General features: G+C 68.2%; 22 protein-coding genes. 13 read left to right on the top strand and 9 right to left on the bottom strand.

All coding sequences use genetic code 11. The features are described 5' to 3' along the window. Positions 1-99: 99 nt before the first annotated feature. Genes NOV86_RS16880 through NOV86_RS16870 form a run of 3 tightly spaced genes read right to left on the bottom strand, consistent with a single transcriptional unit; the run spans position 100 to position 4270 of the window. Entirely contained in the window at positions 100-1518 is a 1419-nt protein-coding gene (locus NOV86_RS16880) for an ABC transporter ATP-binding protein (protein ID WP_267642826.1), read from the bottom strand. Beyond that, positions 1515-2657 carry an ABC transporter ATP-binding protein gene (locus NOV86_RS16875; protein ID WP_267642825.1) on the bottom strand — a complete coding sequence of 381 codons (1143 nt, stop codon included), beginning with the start codon at positions 2655-2657 and terminating at the stop codon, positions 1515-1517. The genes NOV86_RS16880 and NOV86_RS16875 overlap by 4 nt, the downstream gene beginning before the upstream one ends. Next, on the bottom strand, positions 2657-4270 hold the full coding sequence (locus NOV86_RS16870) for an ABC transporter permease (RefSeq protein ID WP_267642823.1): 1614 nt from the start codon (positions 4268-4270) through the stop codon (positions 2657-2659). The genes NOV86_RS16875 and NOV86_RS16870 overlap by 1 nt, the downstream gene beginning before the upstream one ends. 262 nt (positions 4271-4532) lie before the next feature. Between NOV86_RS16870 and NOV86_RS16865 the strand changes: the two genes are divergently transcribed. Together NOV86_RS16865 and NOV86_RS16860 are read left to right on the top strand one after the other, a co-directional pair. Further along, complete coding sequence (locus NOV86_RS16865) at positions 4533-5546, top strand: ABC transporter permease (protein WP_267643124.1); 1014 nt, start codon at positions 4533-4535, stop codon at positions 5544-5546. 77 nt (positions 5547-5623) lie between these two features. Next, on the top strand, positions 5624-6514 hold the full coding sequence (locus NOV86_RS16860; RefSeq protein WP_267642822.1) for an NAD-dependent epimerase/dehydratase family protein: 891 nt from the start codon (positions 5624-5626) through the stop codon (positions 6512-6514). A 39-nt stretch (positions 6515-6553) separates the two neighbouring features. On the opposite strand, the gene hpt is transcribed toward NOV86_RS16860, so the two are convergent. The 3 genes from hpt to NOV86_RS16845 all read right to left on the bottom strand — a co-directional run bounded on the left by hpt (position 6554) and on the right by NOV86_RS16845 (position 8312). Then, positions 6554-7123, bottom strand: a complete 570-nt coding sequence (gene hpt / locus NOV86_RS16855) for a hypoxanthine/guanine phosphoribosyltransferase (protein ID WP_267642821.1) — start codon at positions 7121-7123, stop codon at positions 6554-6556. A gap of 51 nt (positions 7124-7174) precedes the next feature. Continuing rightward, positions 7175-7639 carry an archaellin/type IV pilin N-terminal domain-containing protein gene (locus NOV86_RS16850; protein ID WP_267642820.1) on the bottom strand — a complete coding sequence of 155 codons (465 nt, stop codon included), beginning with the start codon at positions 7637-7639 and terminating at the stop codon, positions 7175-7177. 106 nt (positions 7640-7745) lie between these two features. Next, positions 7746-8312 (bottom strand): DUF7344 domain-containing protein, encoded by a 567-nt coding sequence (locus tag NOV86_RS16845; RefSeq protein ID WP_267642819.1) that lies wholly within the window; start codon positions 8310-8312, stop codon positions 7746-7748. Between the two features lie 166 nt (positions 8313-8478). Between NOV86_RS16845 and mbhE the strand changes: the two genes are divergently transcribed. From mbhE to NOV86_RS16805, 8 genes are all read left to right on the top strand, one after another. Then, a complete protein-coding gene (mbhE, locus tag NOV86_RS16840) occupies positions 8479-11055 on the top strand; it encodes a hydrogen gas-evolving membrane-bound hydrogenase subunit E (protein WP_267642818.1) in 2577 nt (858 codons plus the stop codon). Continuing rightward, positions 11052-11561, top strand: a complete 510-nt coding sequence (locus NOV86_RS16835; RefSeq protein WP_267642816.1) for an MnhB domain-containing protein — start codon at positions 11052-11054, stop codon at positions 11559-11561. The genes mbhE and NOV86_RS16835 overlap by 4 nt, the downstream gene beginning before the upstream one ends. After that, positions 11558-11914, top strand: coding sequence for a sodium:proton antiporter (locus NOV86_RS16830; protein WP_267642814.1), 357 nt, complete (start codon positions 11558-11560; stop codon positions 11912-11914). The genes NOV86_RS16835 and NOV86_RS16830 overlap by 4 nt, the downstream gene beginning before the upstream one ends. Next, positions 11907-13565, top strand: coding sequence for a complex I subunit 5 family protein (locus tag NOV86_RS16825; protein ID WP_267642812.1), 1659 nt, complete (start codon positions 11907-11909; stop codon positions 13563-13565). Before NOV86_RS16830 ends, NOV86_RS16825 begins: the two co-directional genes overlap by 8 nt. Next, positions 13565-14215: a Na+/H+ antiporter subunit E gene (locus NOV86_RS16820; protein WP_267642811.1), complete on the top strand. Its 651-nt coding sequence runs from the start codon at positions 13565-13567 to the stop codon at positions 14213-14215. Before NOV86_RS16825 ends, NOV86_RS16820 begins: the two co-directional genes overlap by 1 nt. Further along, complete coding sequence (locus tag NOV86_RS16815) at positions 14212-14514, top strand: MrpF/PhaF family protein (RefSeq protein ID WP_267642809.1); 303 nt, start codon at positions 14212-14214, stop codon at positions 14512-14514. The genes NOV86_RS16820 and NOV86_RS16815 overlap by 4 nt, the downstream gene beginning before the upstream one ends. 2 nt (positions 14515-14516) lie before the next feature. Further along, complete coding sequence (mnhG, locus tag NOV86_RS16810; RefSeq protein WP_267642808.1) at positions 14517-14921, top strand: monovalent cation/H(+) antiporter subunit G; 405 nt, start codon at positions 14517-14519, stop codon at positions 14919-14921. 69 nt (positions 14922-14990) lie between these two features. Next, entirely contained in the window at positions 14991-15809 is an 819-nt protein-coding gene (locus NOV86_RS16805) for an Ig-like domain-containing protein (RefSeq protein WP_267642806.1), read from the top strand. Positions 15810-15831: 22 nt separating this feature from the next. Here NOV86_RS16805 and NOV86_RS16800 read toward each other — a convergent pair whose 3' ends face one another. The 3 genes from NOV86_RS16800 to NOV86_RS16790 all read right to left on the bottom strand — a co-directional run bounded on the left by NOV86_RS16800 (position 15832) and on the right by NOV86_RS16790 (position 18360). Then, entirely contained in the window at positions 15832-16287 is a 456-nt protein-coding gene (locus NOV86_RS16800) for a hypothetical protein (protein WP_267642804.1), read from the bottom strand. 75 nt (positions 16288-16362) lie between these two features. Continuing rightward, positions 16363-17556 carry a bifunctional phosphopantothenoylcysteine decarboxylase/phosphopantothenate--cysteine ligase CoaBC gene (gene coaBC / locus NOV86_RS16795; protein WP_267643123.1) on the bottom strand — a complete coding sequence of 398 codons (1194 nt, stop codon included), beginning with the start codon at positions 17554-17556 and terminating at the stop codon, positions 16363-16365. Positions 17557-17625: 69 nt separating this feature from the next. Further along, the gene (locus tag NOV86_RS16790; protein ID WP_267642803.1) at positions 17626-18360 is read right to left on the bottom strand and encodes an NAD(P)/FAD-dependent oxidoreductase; all 735 of its coding nucleotides are present in this window, start codon (positions 18358-18360) and stop codon (positions 17626-17628) included. 141 nt (positions 18361-18501) lie between these two features. Between NOV86_RS16790 and NOV86_RS16785 the strand changes: the two genes are divergently transcribed. From NOV86_RS16785 to NOV86_RS16775, 3 genes are all read left to right on the top strand, one after another. Then, the gene (locus NOV86_RS16785; protein WP_267642801.1) at positions 18502-19026 is read left to right on the top strand and encodes an SRPBCC family protein; all 525 of its coding nucleotides are present in this window, start codon (positions 18502-18504) and stop codon (positions 19024-19026) included. A gap of 63 nt (positions 19027-19089) precedes the next feature. Next, positions 19090-20427, top strand: coding sequence for a Trk system potassium transporter TrkA (gene trkA / locus NOV86_RS16780; RefSeq protein ID WP_267642799.1), 1338 nt, complete (start codon positions 19090-19092; stop codon positions 20425-20427). Next, a complete protein-coding gene (locus NOV86_RS16775; RefSeq protein WP_267642798.1) occupies positions 20424-22046 on the top strand; it encodes a TrkH family potassium uptake protein in 1623 nt (540 codons plus the stop codon). Before trkA ends, NOV86_RS16775 begins: the two co-directional genes overlap by 4 nt. The last annotated feature ends 49 nt before the right edge of the window (positions 22047-22095 follow it).

Genomic DNA, 22095 nt, shown 5'->3' with positions numbered 1-22095 from the left:
CGAGGAGCGAAGCGACGAGTCCGTGAGTCGTGAAGTCGTCACCGTAGTTTGAACCAGCGAGCGAGGTCCAAATCTCTCCCGCTACTTTCCCGGCCTCGGTCAGTCGTCCGCCGAGACCTCGTTCTCGACCGTCCGCTCGCCCTCGACGAGGTGGCAGGCCGCGGTGTGAGCCGCGCCGACGCGTTCGGTCGCCGGCGAGTCCTCCTCGCAGGGCGTCCAGAACTCATCGGCCAGAAGGTCGGTCGCAGCGTCGGTGTCCTCCGCGAGCACGAGGTCGATAGCCTCAGAGACCGTCGCTTCGGCCTCGCCGTCGCCGAGTTCGTCGGGGAGGTCGAACTCGTTTCGCAGCGCGTCCTGGAGTTCGGCCTGCGAGAGGCCGTCCTCGGAGTCTGCGCCGGTGCGGGCGACGGCCAGTTCGACCACGCCCTCGCGGTCGATGCCGCCGCTCTCGACCTGCTGGCGGAAGTCGAGGACGCGGCGCCACTGCTCCTGGGGGAGGTCCACGTCGTCGGGCTGGATGACGACGGGGCAGCGGGTGTGGAACCGGCAGCCGGAGGGCGGGTTCTCCGGGCTGGGCACGTCGCCGGTGAGTTCCATCCCGAGGCCGCGCTTGCGCGGGTCGGGTTCCGGAATCGAGCCGAGCAGGGCCTTCGTGTAGGGGTGCTGTGGGTTCTGGAACAGCTCCTCGGTGGGGGCGACCTCGACGATCTCGCCGAGGTACATCACGGCGACGCGGTCGCAGATCTCCCGGATGACGCCCATGTCGTGGCTGATGAACAGCATCGACAGGCCGAAGCGGTCCTGCAGGTCGCGCATGAGCGAGAGGATCTCGGCCTGGATGGACACGTCGAGCGCAGAGACGGGTTCGTCGGCGACGACGACCTCGGGGTTGACCACGAGCGCGCGGGCGAGAGCGATGCGCTGTTTCTGCCCGCCGGAGAACTCGTGTGGGTAGCGGTCGTAGTCGACCGCGTCGAGCCCGACGCGGTCGAGCAGGTCCTCGACGATGTCACGGCGGCGCTCTGCGTCGTCCATGCCGTGGACGATGAGCGGTTCGGCGACGGACTCGCCGACGGACATCCGCGGGTCGAACGAGCTCGTCGGGTCCTGGAAGATCATCTGGGCGGAGCGCCGGAACCGCTTGAGCTGGGTGTCCGAGAAGCCGAGCACGTCGCGCTCGTCGCGGTCGGCGTCGCTCTTGCCGCCGCCGAGCAGGCCGCCCAGCGAGGACCGGTCGCCACCGGCCGCCGGCACGTCGCCGTGGTAGAGCACCTCGCCGTCGATCGGCTCCTCCAGCCGGAGCAGGGAGGTGGCGGCGGTGGACTTCCCGCAGCCGGACTCGCCGACCAGCCCGAGGGTCTCGCCGCGGTAGAGCGTGAAGTCGATGCCGTCGACGGCCTTCACGCGGCCCACCTCGCGACGCAGCAGCCCCTTCGTGATGGGGTAGTGCTTCTTCAGCCCGCGGACGGTGAGCAGGGGCTCGCGGTCCTCGGGCGTGGATGGCGTGTCGTCGCTCATCGCGACTCACCTCCGTCGTCCGCGGCCGGTTCGGCGGGTGCGCCGCCCTCTGCGGTGTCCGTCCCGCCGTCGGTCCGGCCGGACCCCCAGCCGGTCGTGGCCTCGTCGTCCCAGCCCTCGGCGCCGCCGGTCTCGCCGACCGGGCCGTTCCGGACGGTGCTGGCGTCGTAGCCGGCCTGGTAGTAGATGCAGGCCGCCTCGTGGCTCTGGCTGCCGTCGGCGACCGGGACCAGCGGCGGGTGGTCGCCCTCGCGGCAGTCGTCGATGGCGTGCGGACAGCGGTTCGCGAACCGGCAGCCGTCGGGCGGGTGCTTCGGGTCCGGCAGGGTACCGGGGATGCCCTCCGCGCCGCTCCGTCGGCCGGGCAGGCACTCCAGCAGCGCCTTCGTGTAGGGATGGGACGGGCTCTCGAATATCTCGTACACGTCGCCGGTCTCCATGACCTTCCCGGCGTACATCACGACGACGCGGTCGGCGATCTCCGCGACGACGCCGAGGTCGTGCGTGATGAGCAGCATCGCCATCCCGTACTCGTCCTGCAGGTCGCGCAGCAGGCGGAGTATCTGGGCCTGGATGGTCACGTCGAGCGCGGTCGTGGGCTCGTCGGCGATGAGCAGGTCCGGGCTGGCCGCGATGGCCATCGCGATGACGACGCGCTGTTTCTGCCCGCCGGAGAACTCGTGGGGGTAGTCGTCGATGCGCTCGCCGGCCTTCGGGATGCCGACCCGGTCGAGCAGGTCGATGGCCCGCGTCCGGGCATCCGCTTTCGAGACGTCCTCGTGCAGCCGGATGGCCTCGATTATCTGTTTCCCGACCGTGTAGACCGGGTTGAGCGACCCCTGCGGGTTCTGGAACACGTGGGCGATGCGGTCGCCGCGGAGCGTGCGGAGTCGCTTCGCCGACAGCCGCGAGAGGTCCTCGCCCTCGAAGCTTACGCGGGACGCCTCGACCTTTCCCGGTGGCTCCCGGACGAGTCGCGTGATGGACTCGCTGGTGACGGTCTTCCCGGACCCGGACTCGCCGACGATGCAGACCGTCTCGCCGCGGTCCACGTCGAAGGAGACGCCATCGACCGCGTGGACCGTGCCGCCGTCGGTGTCGAACGTGACCGAGAGGTCACGCACCTCGAGCAGCGACATCAGGCACCACCTCGCGGGTCCAGCACGTCGCGAAGTGCGTCTCCCAGCACGCTGAACGAGAGCACCGTCACGGCGAGGAAGACGACCGGGATGGTCGACATCCACCAGCCGTCGGGGAGGAACTTCAGCGCGATGTTGATGGTCTCACCCCAGGAGATGAGCATGATGTTGTTCAGGTTCAGGAAGGCGATGGCCGCCTCCGCGAGGATGAGCTGGGGGATCTGGCGCGTCACCGACGTGAGGACGGTGTTCGAGACGTTGGGGAGGATGTGATGGAACATGATTCGGAAGGTACCGGCACCGGCGCTCTCTGCCGCGGTGATGTAGTCCTCCTCGCGTCGCTGGAGTACCTCCGAGCGCACGAGGCGGGCCGCCCCGCCCCACGAGAGCAGACCGAAGACGAGGACGAGGACGAACAGGCTGCGCCCGAACACGTGGACGGTGATCATGTAGACCACGATGGCGGGCACCGTCTGCTGGATGTCGACGTAGCTCATCAGGAGGTCGTCGACGACGCCCCCGACGTAGCCCGCGACCGTGCCGGTGAGGGTCGCGATGGGGACGATGAGGACCGACGAGATGAGCGCGACCTGCAGGGCGATGCGCATCCCGTCGAACACCAACTTGAGCATGCTCTTGCCCCAGCGGTTCGTGCCGAGGGGTTCGGCCCACGAGCCGTAGCAGCCCCCGGAGACGGCCGCCGCGCCCTTGCAGGTGGTGGCGACCACGCCGGTCGCCAGCGGGTCGAACCCGAGGAAGCCGTAGAGGACGGTCTGGACGAGGCCGAACCCGGCGAGGAACAGCACCGCGACGGCCGCCCCGACCACGCCGAGGCCACGGAGGGTCTCGCCGCCGAGGCCGAGGTCGGTAGAGGCGGCCCACCGGCCGACGGCGAGGACGCCCGCGAGGACGCCGGCACCGGCCGCGACCGTGGGCGAGGCGACCGGGAAGACCGAGAACAGCACCGCCAGCGGGGTCGCCACGAGGAGCGCGACGAGGCCGAACCGGGCGATGGCACCGGTGATGGGTGCGATGGCCGCCAGCTCGCGGTCGCGGTCGAACTTCGCCAGCAACACCCAGGCCGCCAGCAGGGACACGCTCGCGAGGACGAGCAGCGTGAACAGGTCGATGCGGCCCAGCGGCGTGGCGAACGAGACCGGCGGTTGCGAGGTCTTCGAGACGCGCGTGGACGGGCGCCCGACGATTATCGTCCCGACGACACCGAACACGAAGAAGAAGACGAGATAGCCGAGCGCGAACGTCGCCGACTTGTTCTTGCGCAGTTCGGCCGCGTACCGTTTCGCCCGGTCGAGGTCGGTCGCGAGGGGCAGGAGGACGTAGAACCCGAACACCAGCAACGACAGGACGAACAGCCAGTCGATGCCGCGGACGTCCCACGTGAAGGGGTCCTGCAGGCCCTCCTGCAGCCCGACGTTGTGGAACAGGGGTTCGGGCGCGACGACGAAGGCGTCGTAGAGCAGGAGAGCGAAGACCGCGGTCACGCTCAGCAGGAACAGCGCCGTCCGGCGGGTCACCAGCCCACCGGACGACTCGACTGCGTCCCAGTCGATGGTCTCGAACCGGGCGCGGTCGGAACTGCTACGTGTCGCCATCCGTGGGCACCTCCAGGGTCGCAACGAGAGGACGGAAGGTCATTCTTGGGCCATACGTCAGTCCCTCATCGTAAATAACTACCAAAATGTCAAACGAGCTTTTGACATTCGACCCCGCCCCCGTCGGTCGGTTTCGGGCCATCCGGGCCGGAACGGCACCCCCATTTAAGGGTTCGCTGGGTGACGAGAGACAACAGATGCGCTCCAGATCTACACGATACGCGACGGGCCCCACCCCGACAGGAGGTGTCCGGCCGTGAGCATGCGCCGGAAGCTCCTCCGCCGGGGGCTGTTCGCCATCTTCTCGGTGTACCTCGTCATCAGCGTCGCCTTCGGCGTCATCGCCCTCACCAACGACCCGAACGTCGGGTCGGTCGCCTACGGCGCGATGACGACCGGGGGAGACGTCAACGAGGCCATCGAGGCCTACCGCGAGGCGAGGAACCTGAACGACCCCCTCGTCCAGCGATGGGCGAACTGGATCGTCGGCATCTCGACCGGCGACTGGGGGATCTCCTACACCACCGGCGAACCGGTCCTCGACGTCATCGGTGACCGGGCGGGCATGACACTGGCGTACCTCGTCCCCTCCATCGTCCTCGCCGCCTTCTTCGGCATCAGTTTCGGCCTGTTCGCCGCGTTCCGCCAGCACACCTTCAGCGACAGGCTCGTCACCACGGTCGCCTACCTCGGGCTGGGGGTACCGAACTTCTGGCTGGCGTACATCCTCGTCGACGCCATCGTCAACCAGCACAGCGTCATCGGCTTCCCCTACCCGATACAGACCAGCGAACTGTTCCACCTCGGGTTCACGATGCACTGGGGACTGCTCCCCGGTCCCGAGGTCACGACCACGCAGGCGTACTTCCTGCTCCCCATCGCGACCCTGACGACCGCCCTGTTCGCCGGGCAGTTGCGCTACGCCCGCGCGGAGTCGCTGGAGTACATCGACACCGAGTTCGTGAAGATCGCCCGCGCCAAGGGCGCCGGCCCCATCCGCGTCGCCAGGCACGTCCTCCGGAACGCGGCCATCCCGCTGGTCTCGCTGTTCTTCACGGACATGCTCAGCGTCCTCGTCCTCAGCGTCTTCGTCATCGAATCGGTGTTCAACATCGACGGCCTCGCCGCCCTCATGCTCGAGGCGGTGAGCGCCCGCGACATGCCACTCATCCTCGGCGTGACGATGGTCGTCGCGTTCGTCGGCATCGCGGGCAACTTCGTCCAGGACCTCGCCTACACGGTGCTGGACCCGCGCGTCGGAAACGACGCGGACTGACCCCGTCCCGCCCCATCCCTCGGGTCGTCTCGCCGATGACACCGCTCCTTATCCGTCCCGGCGCGGACGTGTGACCCATGACCGAGACCGTCGCAGTCACCGGTGGCAACGGCCGGGTCGGACGCAACATCCTCCGGCACCTGAACGAGGCAGGGTACCGGACCGTCGACCTCTCGCGGGGGAAACGCGACGAGGAGCACTCGGACGCCTACCTCACGACGGACCTGCTCGACGCGGGCGAGGTCTACGGGTCGCTCGCGAAGGCCGACGCCGACGCCGTCGTCCACCTCGGGATGCTCCCGACGCCCGACGTGACGCCGGGGTACCGGACCTTCGAGAGCAACGCGATGTCCAGCTACCACGTGCTGGAGGCCGCCGGCGAACTCGGCCTCGAGACGGCGGTCCTGGCGTCGAGCTTCAGCGCCATCGGCGGCGGCTTCGAACCACACCCCATCACCGTGGACTACCTGCCCGTCGACGAGGCCCACCGCCTCACCCCCTCGAACCCATACGCCCTCGGGAAGCAGACGCTGGAGGTCATCGCCGACGGGTTCGCGCGTCGCCCCGCGGACCGCCCCCGGACCATCACCTCGGTCCGGTTCCCCTGGGTCGTCGACGACGAGATGGCCCGGGAGACGTTCGTCGAGGCCGACCGGACGCTGTCCGGCCTGCGCGACTCGGAGAACTTCCACACCCAGCGCAACACGCTGTTCACCTACGTCCACGTCTCGGACGCGGTCGACCTCGTCCGGCGCGCCGTCGAGGCCGACTTCGACGGCCACGAACCGGTCTGGGTGTCGGCCCCGGACACGAGCGCCGAGACGCCCACCCGCGAGATCGCCGCCGAGTTGTTCCCGGACGCGGAACTCCGAGGGCTCGGGGACGGCGACTACGCACCGCTGGTCGATACCACGAAAGCAACGGAACTCCTCGGCTGGGAACCCGGGTGGAGCTGGCGCCAGCGCTAGGTGCGATTGCGCCGCGAAGAACGAGGTCCGGAGGCCCGGTCAGTCGTCGCCGTCCTCGTCGACGATGACGACCTCGCCGTCGATCACGTCGACGTTGATGAGCGTCTTCACGTCGTAGGGCGAGTCGTCGATCTTGTTCTCGCCGCCGACCTTCTTGATGACCGCGACGCAGTCGACCACGTCGGCCCCGATGTCGTCGAGTGCGCCGAGGACCGCCGCGAGCGTGCCGCCGGTCGAGAGCACGTCGTCGAGGACGAGCACGCGGTCGCCCTCGTGGACGTCGTTGATGAACATCTCGTTCTCGGAGTAGCCGGTCTGCTGGGCGAGCGAGACCTCACCCTCCAGGCCGTACTCGCGCTTGCGGATGACCGTCAGGGGGATGTCGGTCATCAGGGAGACGGCCGTCGAGATGTGGATGCCCATCGCGGCCGGTGTGACGATTTTGTCGACCTCTTCGAGGTCGGCCTTGCGGATGATGCGGATGACGATCTCCCGGAGGAGTCCGGGGTCGAGCTGCGGGACCCCGTCGCTGATGGGATGGACGAAGTAGTGGTACCCGTTCTTCTCGATGATCGGCGCGTCGAGGAGGGACTCCTTGAGTTGGTCCATGTCGTAGGTCGGGCGAAGCAGCGTTAAAAACTGACGATTGTGCCGCCGGGGTCACGGGACGGTCTTCGTCCCGAGTATCGAGGAACTGTCGCCCTTGCGCCAGACGACCTGGACCGTGTCGCCCGAGGAGACCAGGCTGGTCGAGCCATTCAGCGCGACCCGGTTGCCGCCACGTATCTCGCCACCGTCGTTCCACCCGTCGGAGCCTTCGACCGCCCACGAGTTCTGGGCGCCTTCGTTCCACGCCACCGTCCCGTTGATGAACACCTCGACGTTCCCGGACTCGACATCGTCGCCGCCGCCGTGGGTGAGGTTCACGTACTCGTCACCGGCCCCGTCGACGGCGAAGTCGTATCCGACGACGACGTTCGGGGACTTCTGGGTCACCTGCGACCCGATGTCGAGGACGAACGCCCCGACGGCGGCGGAGAGCACGACCGTCACGGCCACCATGAGTACGACACCGATGACCGGCGAGAGCGCGTCGTCGTCGGTTACGAGGGCCCGGAGTTGCATCTGGTGCGAGTTGGGGGTACGCTTGTATAAATAGAACGGCCAAGTGGGTGGGCGAGGCGCGCGAGTGCGTGCGACTCGTGTATTCGGGAGACCCGGTCGAGGCGGCTCACTCGAGCTCCAGTTCCGGCGGAATCTCGAGGTCGCCCAGACGCATGTTCTGCTCGTAGTAGATGTGGATCGCCGCGGAGACGGTGAACGACACCGAGATGAGCATCGCCCAGGCCACGTCGGGGAGGACGGTGAAGGGGTAGACGTTGCCCCAGACGGCCGCACAGAGCGCACAGCTGACCGCGCCGAGCGAGAGGTAGTACTCGCGCCAGGGGAGTTCGCTCCCCGGGACGATCTCCAGGTAGATGGAGAGGTCCTTGGTACGCGTCGTCGGCTGGATGAGGCCGTCGTCGGAGTCGTACTCGATGATGTTGGCCTCGGCCATCCGGGGGAGGTGGGTCTGCTGGAGGGTCGTGTACACGCGCTTTCGCTGTTCGGAGGTGACCTCGTCGCATGGTGTCCGGTACTCCCAGGCGGCGACCTGGGTCGCGAGTTCGCCCAGCTCGACGGGTTCGCCGACCCGTTTCAGGTACTGGAGGACGAACCGGCGTCGCTGGTTGCGGAGGACGTCGAATATCTCACCTTTCGAGAGCTTGCCATCGACGACAGTCGTCTGGCTACTCATGGCCACCTCGACACACCGGAGTCGCGCTTGCCCATCTGTAATCACAGCCGCGGTGCATCGTACCCTATCGTGCATCGGGGTCGTACATAACGTTTCGTACTGTCGGATGCCGACACGTCCGCTTTAAGAAGACATAAGTCCGGGTCCTCGCACGTTTCGAGTAGCAATGACACCGGACCTTGCGGTCCTCCTCGCCCTCGTTGGCCTGCCGTTCCTGGGCGCGGCTGCCGTCCCCGTGGTCTATCGTGGCCTCGGGGAGCGGACGGCGTACTTCGCCGCCGCGGTCGCGCTCGTCTGTCTGGGACTCGTCTCCCAGCTCTACGGGACACACGGCGCCGCCGGGGTAGAATGGATACCGACACTCGACGTCTCGCTGCGGTTCTACGTCGACGGACTGTCGCTGCTCATCGCCACGCTGGCCACCGGGGTCGGCGTCGCCATCCTCACCTACTCGGGTGGGTACATGCACGGCGAGCCGGGGCAGCCGAAGTACTACGCCACGCTGCTGGCGTTCATGGGGTCGATGCTGGGGGTCGCGCTCGCGGCCGACCTCATCACCCTGTTCCTGTTCTGGGAGCTGACGAGCCTGACCTCGTTCCTGCTCATCGGGCACTACACCGACCAGGACTCCTCGCAGTACGCCGCGCGCAAGTCCATGCTCATCACGGTCGCGGGTGGGCTGTTCATGCTGGTCGGCTTCGTCATCCTGCACACCGTCAGCGCGGACGCGCTCGGCCAGGCGACGTGGGCGCTGTTCGGTGGCGAGAACGCCATGCTCGGCAGCGCGGAGAACGCCGAAGCGATGCGCGCCGCGATGGAGGAGCAGGGCGTCTTCTGGCTCGTCCTCGCGCTCGTCGGGGTCGGCGCGGCCGCGAAGTCCGCACAGGTCCCGCTGCACATCTGGCTGCCGAACGCGATGGAGGCACCGACGCCGGTCTCGGCGTTCCTGCACTCCGCGACGATGGTCAAGGCCGGCGTCTACCTCGTCGGCCGCGTGCGTCCGCTGTTCCTGCCGGAGGGGGCACACCCCGGGAGCCTCGAACTGTGGACGCTCGCGTTCGCGAGCCTCGGCCTGCTGACGATGACCGTCACGGCCATCCTCGCGGTGTCGGCGACCGACATCAAGGAGCTGCTCGCGTACTCGACCGCCTCCCACCTCGGCCTCATCGTCGCCGGCTTCGGCTTCGCGGGCCACCTCGGCGCGGAGACGGGCGCGTTCCACATCCTGAACCACGCGCTGTTCAAGGCGACCCTGTTCCTCGTCGCGGGTATCATCGCGCACGAGGCAGGCACCCGGAAGATAGCCGAACTGGGCGGCCTGCGCGAGGACCTGCCCGTCACGGCGGTCATCGCCGCGGTCGCCGCGCTCGGGATGGCCGGCGTCCCGCCGTTCAACGGCTTCTACTCCAAGGAGTTCCTGTTCCACGCGGCGTGGGAGACGGGTGCGGCCTCGGGCGGTATCTACTGGCTCATCCCGGCCGTCGCAGTCTTCGGGAGCGTCTTCACGTTCCTCTACTCCATCCGCTTCCTGATGCTGTTCTTCGGGGAGAAACCGGACGAACTGGGGCACGTCCACTCCCCGCCGCTGCCGATGCTCGCCCCGCCCGCGGTGCTGGCGACCCTCGCTGGCGTCGTCGGCGTCGTCGGCATCACCTCGACGTTCGGCGTCCACCTCGGCCCGCTCAACCACTTCGTCGGTGAGGTCATCCACGCGGTCGAACCGGTCGGCGCCGAGGGCGAGGCCTTCAGCTACTACCTGCCGACCTCGCCCAAGCCGTGGGCCGGCATGAGCGCGCTCACCATCGTCCTGGGCGTCGCGGCCTACCCGCAGTACGACCGGCTCCACGACGGTATCCGGTCGCTCCTGCGCGGGCCGGTCCGGGCGAACTGGTGGTACGACAACGGGACCGAGGCGCTCAACCCCGGCAGTGACCGCCTCCGCGGGCTGGTCCAGAACGGCCTGCTTCGCACGTACGCGACCTGGACCGTCGCGGCGTTCGCCACGCTGACCATCCTCGGCTACGTCACCGCCGGCGTCTCGCCCGACCTCCCGACCTCTCTCGGGTCGGCACTCCCGCTCGTGCTGGTCGGGACCGTCCTCGTGGTGACGGCGGTCCTGTTCAGCAACGCCTCGCTGGAGACCGCGACCGGCGTCGCGGGCGTCCTCGTCGCGGCCGTCGTGGCCGTCTTCGCCTGGGCGGTGTTGCTCCAGGACGTGAGCCTGACGACCTCGGTGCCGGTCGTGCTCGTGCTCTCGCTGGCCGTCGTGGCCGCGCTCGCGGTGAGCCGGGCACCCTCGCACATCGCGGGCGTGCTCACGCTCTCCATCCTCGGGTTCATGGTGGCGATATTCTTCATCCTCGCCAACGCGCCCGACCTCGCGCTCACGCAACTGGTCGTCGAGACGCTCGTGCTGGTCATCTTCCTGCTCGTCCTCGACAAGTTGCCGGCGTTCTACGGCCGGTGGGACCGGATGCGGGTGCTCCGCGACGGGGCGCTCTCGCTGGTCGTCGGCGCGACGGTGTTCGTCACCGTCCTGCTGACGACCGCGGACAAGCCGGACACCATCGCGACCACGCTGGCGGCGGCCTCCTACCCCGAGGCCGGTGGGACGAACATCGTCAACGTCATCTTGGTCGACTTCCGGGCATTCGATACGATGGGAGAGATAGCGGTCGTCGCGATGGCAGCGCTGTCGGTCGTGACACTGGTCGCCCTGCGCGAACGAGGTGGGACCGAATGAGCTACAGCGACGACACGACGGTCATCGCCCGGACGGTGGCGCGCATCGTCGTGCCCCTCATCCTGGTGACGGCCGTCGCCCTGCTGTTCCAGGGTCACAACCTCCCCGGCGGGGGCTTCATCGCGGGCGTCCTCACGGCCGCCGCGTTCGCCCTCGTCTACGTCATCTTCGGGCTCGACTACCTGCAGGAGACGTTGTTCGACCGCGACGTGGAGGCCTCGCTGGGCATCGACCGCCCGGCCATCGTGACCGACTTCCGGAGCATGTTCGGCATCGGGCTGCTCATCGCCTCGATGAGTGGCCTGGCGGCCATCGCCTTCGGCGACGCCTTCCTCAACCAGGTCGACGACACCTACTACGGTGCGGGCCTCGGCGTCGTCGGGGACTTCGTCTTCGACACGCTCTTCCAGATACACTGGGCGACCGCCTTCGCGTTCGACCTCGGGGTGTACCTCGTGGTCGTCGGTGGCCTCCTCACGATCCTCTCGGTGGTGGGTGGCGAATGACGGAGTTCGTCCTCGCGACCGTGCTCGGCCTCCTGTTCGCGCTCGGGACGTTCCTCGTGCTCCGGCGCGACATCGTCCGCGTCGTCTGGGGCGTGAGCATCATCTCCCAGGCCGCGAACATGTACCTCGTCACGATGGGCGTGATGGAGGGAGCCGTGCCGGTCCTCGGCCACCACGGCGAGGGCGCGGCCCAGGTCACGGACCCGCTGGTGCAGGCGCTCGTCCTGACCGCCATCGTCATCGGGTTCGGGACGACCGCGTTCGCGCTCGTGCTGACCTACCGCGTCTATCAGGAGAACGGGACCATCGACCTCGTCGAACTCGGCAACGGAGGTGAGCCAGACGATGTCTGAATACCCGGTCGCCGTCATCGCACCGGTCCTCGTCCCGCTGGTGACCGCCATCCTCGCGCTGGTCGCCCACCGGACGAAGCGCCCCCAGCAGGCCATCAGCCTCGGCGGCGGCGTCGGCTACGTCGCCGCGGTGGCGTACCTGTTCCAGCAGGTCCAGGCCGACTCCGACGCCATCATCACCTACCAGGTGTCGAACTGGGACGCGCCCTTCGGCATCTCGCTGGTCGCCGACGACCTCGCGGTGTTCATGCTCGCGCTGGCCGCGGTGGTCTCCATCGCCGCGCTGGCGTTCTCGATACTGTACATCGACGGGGCCGCAGAGCGCGTCTCCTACCACCCGCTGTTCCACTTCATGCTGGTGGGCGTGAGCGGGTCGTTCCTCACCGGCGACATCTTCAACCTGTTCGTCTGGTTCGAGGTGATGCTCATGTCGAGTTACGTGCTGGTCGTGTTCTACTCCGGCCCGCAACACACCAAGGCCGCACTCCAGTACGTCACGCTGAACCTCGTCGGGAGCGCGCTGATGCTGGTCGCCATCGGCGGCCTCTACGCGACGACCGGGACGCTCAACATGGCCGACCTGGCGCGCCGACTGGCGGACCCGGCCGCGTTCGACATCGCCAGCATCGCGCCGGTGCTCGGCCTCTCGGCGGTCCTGTTCGTCGTCTTCGCGCTCAAGGCCGGCATCGTCCCGTTCCAGTGGTGGGTGCCCGCGGCGTACCGCGCCGCCCCCGCCCCGGTCGCGGCGGTGCTCGCCGGCGTCGTGAAGAAGGTCGGCGTCTACGCCATCATCCGGCTGTACTTCACCATCTTCGCGAACGCGGACACGAGCGCGCTCGACCTCGGCCTGCCCGGCCTCGCGGGCGACTCGATGCTCGCGTTCTTCGGGCCGGTCCTGTTCGTGATGGCCGGCGCGAGCATCCTCGTCGGCGGGCTCGGCGCGGTCAACCGCGACAACGTCGACGACCTGCTCGCGTACTCCAGCATCGGCCAGGTCGGGTTCATCGTGCTCGGCCTCGCGTTCGCCGCGACGGCCATCGCCGGCGGGTCCGCGGGCCAGCCACTCACGGCCCCCGAGCCGTACGGTGACCTCGCGGTGCTCGGTATCGCGGCCGCGCTGGTCTACTCGCTGAACCACGCGCTGGCCAAGGGCGCGCTGTTCCTCGTCAGCGGCGCCATCAACTCGGCCGTCGGCTCCATCGAGTTCGACCGGCTCGGTGGCATGGCGAACCGGCTGCCGTACCTCTCGGCGGCGTTCTTCATCGCCGGGCTCGGGCTGGTCGGCATCCCGCCGCTGCTCGGGTTCTTCGGGAAGTTCCTCGTGTTCGACGCGGCGGTCAACGCCGGCTCCGGCGCGGGGGTCGCACTGGCGCTCGCCGGTGCCATCCTCACCATCGCGTACTTCACGCGGGCCTGGAACCGGGCCTTCTGGGGCGTCTCCTCGGAGGCCGTCGACGTGGCGACGCGCCCGACCGGACAGGTCGCCATCGTGCTGTTCCTGGCCGTCTCGGTGCTCGTGGTCGGGGCAGTGTTCGACCCGGTCGTCGCGGCCGCCATCGACGCGGCGCAGGCGGCGACGAACACCGACGCCTACATCGAGGCCGTCCACCTCACCGACGGCCTCACCAGCGGGAACGGAGGTGGTCACTGATGTCCGAGACCGACTCGACACAGCCCGAGGCGCACGAATCGACCGGACGGACGCGCAAGTGGCCGAGCATCGGGGTCGCACTGGCGGTCCTCTGGCTGTTCGTCCGCGGCGTCCACTTCATCGACGAACCGTGGCTCGCGGTCGGCGAGTTCATCCTCGGTCTGGTGGTCGGGCTGCCAATCGCCTTCGTCTTCCGGCGGTTCTACGCCCGCACCTACGGCCTGAGCCGCACGGTCCAGATACTGCCGGCGGCGGTGGCCTACGTCGGCCTGTTCGTCTGGGAGCTCATCACGGCGAACTACGACGTGGCAAAGCGCGTGCTCTCGCCGAGCATGCCCATCCACCCGGACGTCATCGAGGTGCCACTGCGCGTCGAGACCGACGTGGCCGTCACCACCATCGCGAACTCCATCACGCTCACGCCAGGGACGCTCACCATGGACTACGACGAAGACCGGAACGCGCTGTACGTCCACGCCATCGCGGCGCGGGACGAGGAATCGATCGTCGAACCCATCCGGCGCTGGGAGGACTACGCGCTCGTCATCTTCGACGAGCGCCGTAGTCCCGGCTCGCCGGTCCCGGACCCGGAGACGCCGGCCGGGGAATCACCCGTCGCCTCGAAACAGCGGTCCGGAGGTGAACAATGACCGCGGCCGCCGGAGCCGCCGGCCCCGCGTGGCTCGGCCTCGTCGTCCAGCTGGCACTCGTCCTCGCCAGCACGGTGACCCTGCTGTGTGCCTACCGGGTCATCCGCGGGCCGTCGACGCCCGACCGCGTGGTCGCACTCGACACCATCGGGACCAACGTCGTCGCCATCGCCGTCCTCTGGGCGATGGCCACGAACCGCGGCCTGTTCATCGACGTGAGCCTCGTGCTCGCCATCATCGGGTTCATCAGCACCATCGCGGTGGCACGCTACGTGACCGAAGGGGACATCATCGAGTAACCATGGCACTCGCAGCTACCATCCAGTACGCGGTCGTCGCAGCGCTCGTCCTCGTGGGCAGTTTCTTCCTGCTCGTGGGGACCATCGGCCTCATCCGCCTGCCCAACGTGTACAACCGGATGCACGCGACCAGCAAGGCGACCACCCTCGGCGCGGCCTCGATGTTCCTCGCCGGGTTCGTCTACTTCGGCGGCCAGGGCGTCGGCCTGGAGTCGCTCGTGGGCATCCTGTTCCTGTTCCTCACGGCGCCGACCGGCGCGCACATGATCTCCCGGTCGGCCCGGAAGATGGGCATCGACTTCCTCGAGGAGGTCCGGTGGCCCATCCAGGGCGCCGGCATCGACACGACGGGCCAGCCCGGCCAACCCGGCCAGTCCACTGACTCGGCAGAGACGGACGACGACTGACGACCCCCACGACTGGGACCCCCGGGCCCGTGACAACTGTTTTCCACGCGATGGCCGAACCGGCGAGGTATGGCTCTCCTCTCACCCGAGGTCGTCCGGACGCTCCTCCTCGGCTCGCTCGGCGGGCTGGCCTACCTCGGGCTCGTCGTGGGGTCCATGACTCGTGTCTATCCGGACGAGCGCCTGACCGACTGGCTGTCGCCACAGACTGCCGACCGCCGCAGAATCGCCTCCCTCGCCGGCGGTCTCTGGTTCACGGGGTTCGTCGCCTCGTCGCTGTTCCTCGGGGTCGGCGCGATTCTCCCGGTCGGCCTCCTCGCGCTCGACTACCTCCTGTTCGTCGCCGACCCACACGGGGGCGGTGACACCAGGGGGCCGTTCGTCCTGCTCGGCTGGCCCGCGTACGTCGTCCTGTTCGGCGTCTTCGGTATCGTCGAGTACGGGTCGTTACTGCTGGTCGCCGGCGCCCCACCACTGGCGGCGACGGCGAGGGACATACTGGTGGGGACGCTGTTCGCGGCGATGGTCGGCGTCGGCCTGTCCGTCGCCCTCCCACTCTGGCGTGTGCTCCCGCTCTCGCATTCGCTGCCGATTCAGATAGAGAACGACGGCGAGTCCGCCCACGAGGTCACGGTCAGGGTCGTCGATACGACAGACGAGACGACGGTCTCCGCGGAGACGATACGGCTGGGAGCCGGCGAATCCGTCAGCATCGAGGACGCCGTCACGCGACTCGGCCGGTACCGGATCGAGGCGACGCTTCCCGATGGGACGACCGACGAGTACGTGTTCGAGCCGAGACGGCGGGCGAGCGTTCGTGGGGTCGTCGTCTGGATAGACGGCGAACTCGGGGGCTTCCGGGTCGTCGGGCAGGGGTCAGGTCCCTGAAAGACCACCTCTGCTGCGTGCCTCACGGAACCACCTGGTCGTACACCCACAGGTCTATCCGGTAGAACCCCCGCTTCGCTCGGACTGCGACAGCATCGGCGCCGTACATCTGTTCCTCACGATACGGTCCCAGCGCATCCTCCATCACGTCACCCAGCAGCGCCATGAACGCCTCCGCGCCTGCATCGCGACACGTGACTGCACGCCCGTGCTGGACCCCGAACCTGAAGACGAGCCTCGACTGTTCGCGCAACTCGCCGTACGTGACCACCGCGGTGGAATCGGCGACCGAACCTCGCGGGCCACCCACGTCGAGCACTGCGACACGCTCCTCGGGAGAACAGGCGTCGGCCGTCCGGAGCCACTCCGGCGGGTCCTCGACGGTGAACTCCGGGTGGGAATCGTCGCTAATCGAGACACAGCCAGCGCCAAGCGTCACGAAACCGCCGACACCTGCGAGGACCCTGCGTCGATTCACACCATCGAATTCTATCAGAACTGTCAAAAAGACTCCCCAGACTGCAACGCGGATTTCACCGCGCTCGAACCCGACTCACGGCAACGTCGCCGCCAGTGCCTGCGCGACCTCCAGCCCGAGGTCGTCCTTCGGCCCCCTGTACTCCGAATACGCCTGCTGGTGCACCAGCAACGCCCGCGTCTCGTCGCTGCCCATGACGCTGGCGTCGTTGGCGACGACGAAGGCCAGTCCGGCCCGGTCCAGCGTCTTCCGGGCGGCCTCGACCATCTGCTCGTCCTCGCCGCTGGTCTCGGTCTTGAAGCCGACGATGCGGAGGTCCGGGTACGCCTCGCGGACCGTGTCGATGAGTTTCGGCGTGGGCGACAACGAGAGCGTGAGTTCCTCCTGTCCGGAGCGTATCTTCTCGTCGCTCGCCTCGACCGTGTAGTCGCTGATGGCAGCGACGGAAACCAGCGCGTCGGCACCCTCGCAGGCGTCGAGGGTCGCCTCCAGCATCTCGCCCGCGCTCTCGACCGAGACGAGGTCGGCGTAGGGCACGTCCGAGACCCCGGCGCCACCGGTCAGGGGATGCGGCCCGACGGTCGCGTGGACCAGCGTCACGTCGGCCCCGAGGACGTGGGCGGCCCGGGCGACCGCCCGGCCCATCTTGCCCGAGGAGCGGTTCGTCAGTAGCCGGACTGGGTCGACCGACTCCGCGGTCGCGCCGCTGGTGACGACGACCTCCTTTCCGGCGAGGGGCGACTCGCCGGTCGCGCGGGCGACCGCGAGGGCGATGGCGTCCTCTGTGGCTATCTTGGCCTTCTCCTCCTCGATTCTCGGGTCGACGAAGTCCACGCCCCAGCCCTCGAGTTTCTCGATGGCTTCGAGGACGCCGGGGTGGTCGTACATCGGCTCGTGCATCGCGGGTGCGACGACGACCGGGATCCCGGCCCCGATGGCGGTCGTGGCGCAGGTCGTGACGGGCGTGTCGTCGACGGCGTGGGCGATCTTCCCGACCGTGTTCGCCGTCGCCGGCGCCACCAGCAGCACGTCTGCCCACTCGTCGCGCCCGCAGAGTTCGACGTGTTCGACCTTGCCCGTAATCTCGGTGACGACCTCGGTGTCGGTCGCGAACTCGACCGACCACGGGTGGATGATGCCCTGCGCGCTGTTCGTCATCACCGCCCGGACCTCGGCCCCCCGGCGGCGCAACTCGTGGGCCAGCTCGACCGTCTTCACGGCCGCGATGGAGCCGGTCACGCCGAGGGCGACGTTCACACCGTCGAGCATGCTCATGGCACCCGGTTCGGGCGCATGGGTTACGGGTGTGTCGGTCGCGTGTCGAAAGCGGTCGAAGAATCAGTCGATGTCGTCCGGGTCGACGCTCGGGTGCATCCGCGGCTCGTCTTCCAGGGGTTCGGCGTAGGCGCGGTTCGCCTCGCGGGCAGCCTCGTCCCGCACCAGGCGTTCCTCGTCGTCTATCTCCGCACAGCCCGGCGGCACGTCGCGGCCCCGCCCGGTGAAGTACCCCTTCGGCGTCACCCAGTCGTGGTAGAAGTTCACGTCGGACTCGTGGACGATGGTCAGCCCGACGGTCGCACCGTGGCCGGCACAGACGATTGCCTGGTGGTACTGGTCGGCGAGGCGGCCCGCGGCGTAGATGCCCTCGACGTTCGTCCGGCCCGCGTGGTCGACCTCCAGGAACGTCTTGCTCCCGCGGTCCTCGGTGTCGACGCCGAGGCCGTCGAGGTAGGAGGCGTCGGACCAGGAGGCGGCGACGATTCTCCCCGCGGTGAGTTCGGCGTCGTCGTCCACCGTCACGGTGAAGCCCGATTCGAGGTCGCCGGCCACGTCGGTCACCCGGCCGGTGAGGAACTCGCAGCCGGCGTTCCCGGCCTGGGCGCGGGTCTGCTGGTGGAACCGGCGCGCGTCGACGCCCTCGGGGAAGCCCGGGAAGTTCTCCAGGTGCGCGTTGCGGTAGAGGATCGATTCGCCGTCGTTGACGACCAGCGTGTCGAGGCCGGCGCGGGCGGTGAAGATACCCGCGGAGAGGCCGGCGACACCGCCGCCGACGATGCAGACGTCGCAGTCCATGCGCGACTCTCGGCCGGGACCGGACAAAAGTCGTGCTCTTCCGGGCGTCCAGAGGGCCGAATCGCACCGTTCAGCCGTGGTGAGACCGGACGACGGTGTGCCGACGGAAAGGCTTACGTGGTGAGTGAGAGTAACACGGCTGTGGAACGTATCGAGGTCACGACGGTCGTCTATCTGCCGCCCGAGGAAGTCTACGAGTTCCTGCTCGACTTCCCCCGGTACGCCCGCTACTCGAAGTACCTGAAGGACGTCGGCCAGGACGGCGACGGCGGGCCGGGCACGCGCTACGACCTCCACTTCGCGTGGTGGAAACTGACCTACACGGCACGCTCGGAGGTGACCGGCGTGGAACCGCCGAACGTCATCGACTGGAAGATCATCAAGGACATCGACGCGACCGGCCAGTGGCACGTCGAGTCCGTCCCCGAGCAGGCACCCGACGAGGACACGCCGGCCTCGGAGGTCACCTTCCTCGTCACCTACGACCCGGAGTCGGCCCACGCCGGCAACATCGACATCCCGCGGTTCGTCTCGCTCGCCTGGGTCATCGAGAAGGTGAAACCGAAGGTCAAGAAGGAGGCCCAGCGCATCGTCGAGCGCATCGTCGCCGACCTCGAGGGACAGCGCCGCTCGGTCGACCTCGAGATAACGACTGCCGTGGACTGACCGAATAACAATCCTCTTGTCCTCCCCCTGTCAAGCGCGGACTATCTAGCGAGACCAGTCTCTATGCGTGTAATCGTCATCGGAGCCGGAGAGGTGGGCTCGAACATCGCCGCGAGCCTGTCCGAAAGTCACGAGGTCGTCGTCATCGACACCGACGGCGACCGCGTGGAATCGCTCACCTACGAACTCGACGTGTTGCCCATCGAAGGCGACGGGACCTCGCTCTCGACGCTTGAGGAGGCGGGCATCGGAGAGACGGATATGCTCATCGCCAGCACGGACCGCGACGAGGCGAACATCGTCGCGTGTTCGACCGCCAAGACCTGTGGCGACCCCTTCACCATCGCCCGGGTGAAGAAGACCGACTTCCTCAACACCTGGCAGGGGTCGAAGGGGGCCTTCGGCGTCGACTTCATGGTCTGTACCGACCTGCTGACCGCCCAGTCGGTCGTCCGCATCGCCGGCCTGCCCGGCGCACAGGACGTGGACTCCTTCGCGAACGGCCGGGTCCGGATGGCCCAGTTCGAGATCACCGAGGACTCGACGGTCGCGAACCAGACCGTCCAGAACGCCGACCGCTTCGAGTCCCTGACGTTCGCGGCCATCATCCGCAACGGCGACGTGACCATCCCACGTGGGGAGACGGTCATCGACCCCGGCGACCAGGTCATCGTCATCGGGAGCCCCGAGAGCGTCCGCAAGTTCGCGACCTCGCTCACGCCCGCGAGCACGCTCGACTCCGCCGACGAGGTGTTCATCATCGGCGGCGGCGAGATCGGCTACCAGGTCGCGCGGCTGTTCGAGGCCCGCGGGGTGACGCCCCGGCTCATCGAGCACGACCCGGAGCGGGCCCGCCTGCTCGCGGACCAGCTCCCCGGGAGTATCGTCCTCGAGAACGACGCGACGAACATGGACTTCCTCGTCGAGGAGCACATCGACGACGCGGACCTCGTCGTGGCCGCCCTCGAATCGGACGAGAAGAACCTGCTCGTCTCCCTGCTCACGAAGCGCCTGGGCGCGCGCCGGACCGTCGCCATCGTCGAGAACGGCAACTACGTCGAGCTGTTCGAGGCGGTCGGCGTCGACGTGGCGGTCAACCCGCGCGAGGTGACCGCCGAGGAGATCACCCGGTTCACCCGCGAGGAGCACACCGAGAACGTCGCCATCATCGAGTCCGACCGGGCGGAGGTACTCGAGATCGAGATCGACGGCGACAGCCTGCTCGCCGGGCGTTCCATCCGGGACGTGGCGGGTGAACTCCCCCGCGGGGTCGTCATCGGCGCCATCACCCGCGACGACACCCTCATCACGCCGCGTGGGAACACCGTCGTCGAGCCGGGTGACCACATCGTCGTCTTCCTCGACGCGACCGTCCTCGACGACGTGGCCCCCAGACTATGAGACTCAAGGTAGACTGGCGCGCGAGCACGAGCCTCGTCGGCCGCGTGGTGAAGTACCTCGCGGTGGCCCTCGTCGTCCCCATCGTCACGGGGTTCCTCTACGGTGACGAGTTCGTCCCGTACATCCTCCCGTTCTTCGTGACCGCGACCGTGGCAGTGGTCGCGGGAACGGCGATGGAGCGCCTCGACCCCGACCCCGACCTCGGGGCCCGCGAGGGGTTCCTGATGGTCGCCATGACGTGGGTCGCCGTCTCCCTCGTCGGCGCCATCCCGTACATGCTGGAGGGGCTGACCTACCAGAACGGCCAGTTCGTCTACCTCGTCGAGACGACGCTCCACCGGCCCGAGAACGCCATCTTCGAGACGATGAGTGGGTTCACGACGACCGGGGCGACGGTGATGGGCGACATCTCCTTCCAGACCCACTCGCGCGGGCTGATGATGTGGCGCCAGCAGACCCAGTGGCTCGGCGGCATGGGTATCGTCGTCCTCGCGGTCGCCATCCTGCCCGAACTCTCCGTCGGTGGCGCCCAGCTGATGGACGCCGAGGCGCCGGGGCCGGGCATCGAGAAGCTCACGCCCCGCATCGCCGAGACGGCCCGTGCCCTGTGGGTCATCTACGCCGGCATCACGGTGCTGGAGATGGTCCTGCTGTACGGCCTGCACGTCGTCGGGATGGCCCCGAACATGACCGCCTACAACGCCATCGCCCACGGCTTCACGACGATGGCGACCGGCGGGTTCTCGCCGGAGGCGCGCTCCATCGAGGCGTTCGCCGAGATCGTCCAGTGGGTGTTCGTCCCGTTCATGATGGCCGCGGGGACCAACTTCGCGCTGTTCTGGCACGTCTCGAACGGCGAGATACGGCCGCTGCTCGAGGACGTCGAGTTCCGCTTCTACGCCGGCATCATCGCCGTCCTCTCGGCCGTGCTGACCGGCTTCCTCTACGTCGACCCCGGCCTGTCGACCGCGGCCCAGACCGGCCTGTACGACGGCGTGAACCAGACCTTCCTCGGCTACACGTTCCCCATCACGGGCGACCTCGAGGCCTCGCTCCGGCACGCCGTGTTCCAGGTGGTCTCCATCGTCACCACGACCGGGTACGCGACGATGGACTTCAACGCGTGGGGCGGCCCCTCGCAGTACGTCCTCGTCATCGCGATGTTCATCGGCGGCTCGGCCGGGTCGACCGGTGGGGCCATCAAGATCATCCGCTGGCTCGTCATCCTGAAGTCCATCAAGCGCGAGCTGTTCTCGACGGTCCACCCCAACGCGGTCCGGCCGGTCCGGCTGCGCGGGCGGTCGCTGGACGAGCGCGCCCTGCGTGGCATCTACGCGTTCACGCTGCTGTACCTCGCACTCTTCTTCCTCTCGACGCTGGTGCTCGTGGCCGACGCCGCGGTGTTCGGCCCGGAGACCCTGAGCGTCATCGAGGCGATGACCGCGGTGGCGGCGACCCTAGGGAACATCGGGCCGGGCCTCCAGATGGTCGGGCCGATGGGGAGCTACCTGAACTTCACCCCGGAGGCGAAACTGTTCATGGTCGCGCTGATGTGGATCGGTCGCCTGGAGATATTCCCCGTGCTCGTGTTGCTGACGCGAGCGTACTGGCGGTCGTAGGCTGACACACCACACCCGGTTTTTTGCCCCCGCACGACCGAGCCTCGCG

Origin of the sequence: Haloarchaeobius amylolyticus, assembly GCF_026616195.1 — an archaeon.
Lineage (GTDB): Archaea > Halobacteriota > Halobacteria > Halobacteriales > Natrialbaceae > Haloarchaeobius > Haloarchaeobius amylolyticus.
This window is presented reverse-complemented; position numbering and strand designations above follow the sequence as displayed.

Coding starts and splice junctions, on each gene's coding strand:
- NOV86_RS16880 (WP_267642826.1), bottom strand. CDS start 1,518: ATGAGCGACGACACGCCATCCACGCCCGAGGACCGCGAGCCCCTGCTC.
- NOV86_RS16875 (WP_267642825.1), bottom strand. CDS start 2,657: ATGTCGCTGCTCGAGGTGCGTGACCTCTCGGTCACGTTCGACACCGAC.
- NOV86_RS16870 (WP_267642823.1), bottom strand. CDS start 4,270: ATGGCGACACGTAGCAGTTCCGACCGCGCCCGGTTCGAGACCATCGAC.
- NOV86_RS16865 (WP_267643124.1), top strand. CDS start 4,533: ATGCGCCGGAAGCTCCTCCGCCGGGGGCTGTTCGCCATCTTCTCGGTG.
- NOV86_RS16860 (WP_267642822.1), top strand. CDS start 5,624: ATGACCGAGACCGTCGCAGTCACCGGTGGCAACGGCCGGGTCGGACGC.
- hpt (WP_267642821.1), bottom strand. CDS start 7,123: ATGGACCAACTCAAGGAGTCCCTCCTCGACGCGCCGATCATCGAGAAG.
- NOV86_RS16850 (WP_267642820.1), bottom strand. CDS start 7,639: ATGCAACTCCGGGCCCTCGTAACCGACGACGACGCGCTCTCGCCGGTC.
- NOV86_RS16845 (WP_267642819.1), bottom strand. CDS start 8,312: ATGAGTAGCCAGACGACTGTCGTCGATGGCAAGCTCTCGAAAGGTGAG.
- mbhE (WP_267642818.1), top strand. CDS start 8,479: ATGACACCGGACCTTGCGGTCCTCCTCGCCCTCGTTGGCCTGCCGTTC.
- NOV86_RS16835 (WP_267642816.1), top strand. CDS start 11,052: ATGAGCTACAGCGACGACACGACGGTCATCGCCCGGACGGTGGCGCGC.
- NOV86_RS16830 (WP_267642814.1), top strand. CDS start 11,558: ATGACGGAGTTCGTCCTCGCGACCGTGCTCGGCCTCCTGTTCGCGCTC.
- NOV86_RS16825 (WP_267642812.1), top strand. CDS start 11,907: ATGTCTGAATACCCGGTCGCCGTCATCGCACCGGTCCTCGTCCCGCTG.
- NOV86_RS16820 (WP_267642811.1), top strand. CDS start 13,565: ATGTCCGAGACCGACTCGACACAGCCCGAGGCGCACGAATCGACCGGA.
- NOV86_RS16815 (WP_267642809.1), top strand. CDS start 14,212: ATGACCGCGGCCGCCGGAGCCGCCGGCCCCGCGTGGCTCGGCCTCGTC.
- mnhG (WP_267642808.1), top strand. CDS start 14,517: ATGGCACTCGCAGCTACCATCCAGTACGCGGTCGTCGCAGCGCTCGTC.
- NOV86_RS16805 (WP_267642806.1), top strand. CDS start 14,991: ATGGCTCTCCTCTCACCCGAGGTCGTCCGGACGCTCCTCCTCGGCTCG.
- coaBC (WP_267643123.1), bottom strand. CDS start 17,556: ATGCTCGACGGTGTGAACGTCGCCCTCGGCGTGACCGGCTCCATCGCG.
- NOV86_RS16790 (WP_267642803.1), bottom strand. CDS start 18,360: ATGGACTGCGACGTCTGCATCGTCGGCGGCGGTGTCGCCGGCCTCTCC.
- trkA (WP_267642799.1), top strand. CDS start 19,090: ATGCGTGTAATCGTCATCGGAGCCGGAGAGGTGGGCTCGAACATCGCC.
- NOV86_RS16775 (WP_267642798.1), top strand. CDS start 20,424: ATGAGACTCAAGGTAGACTGGCGCGCGAGCACGAGCCTCGTCGGCCGC.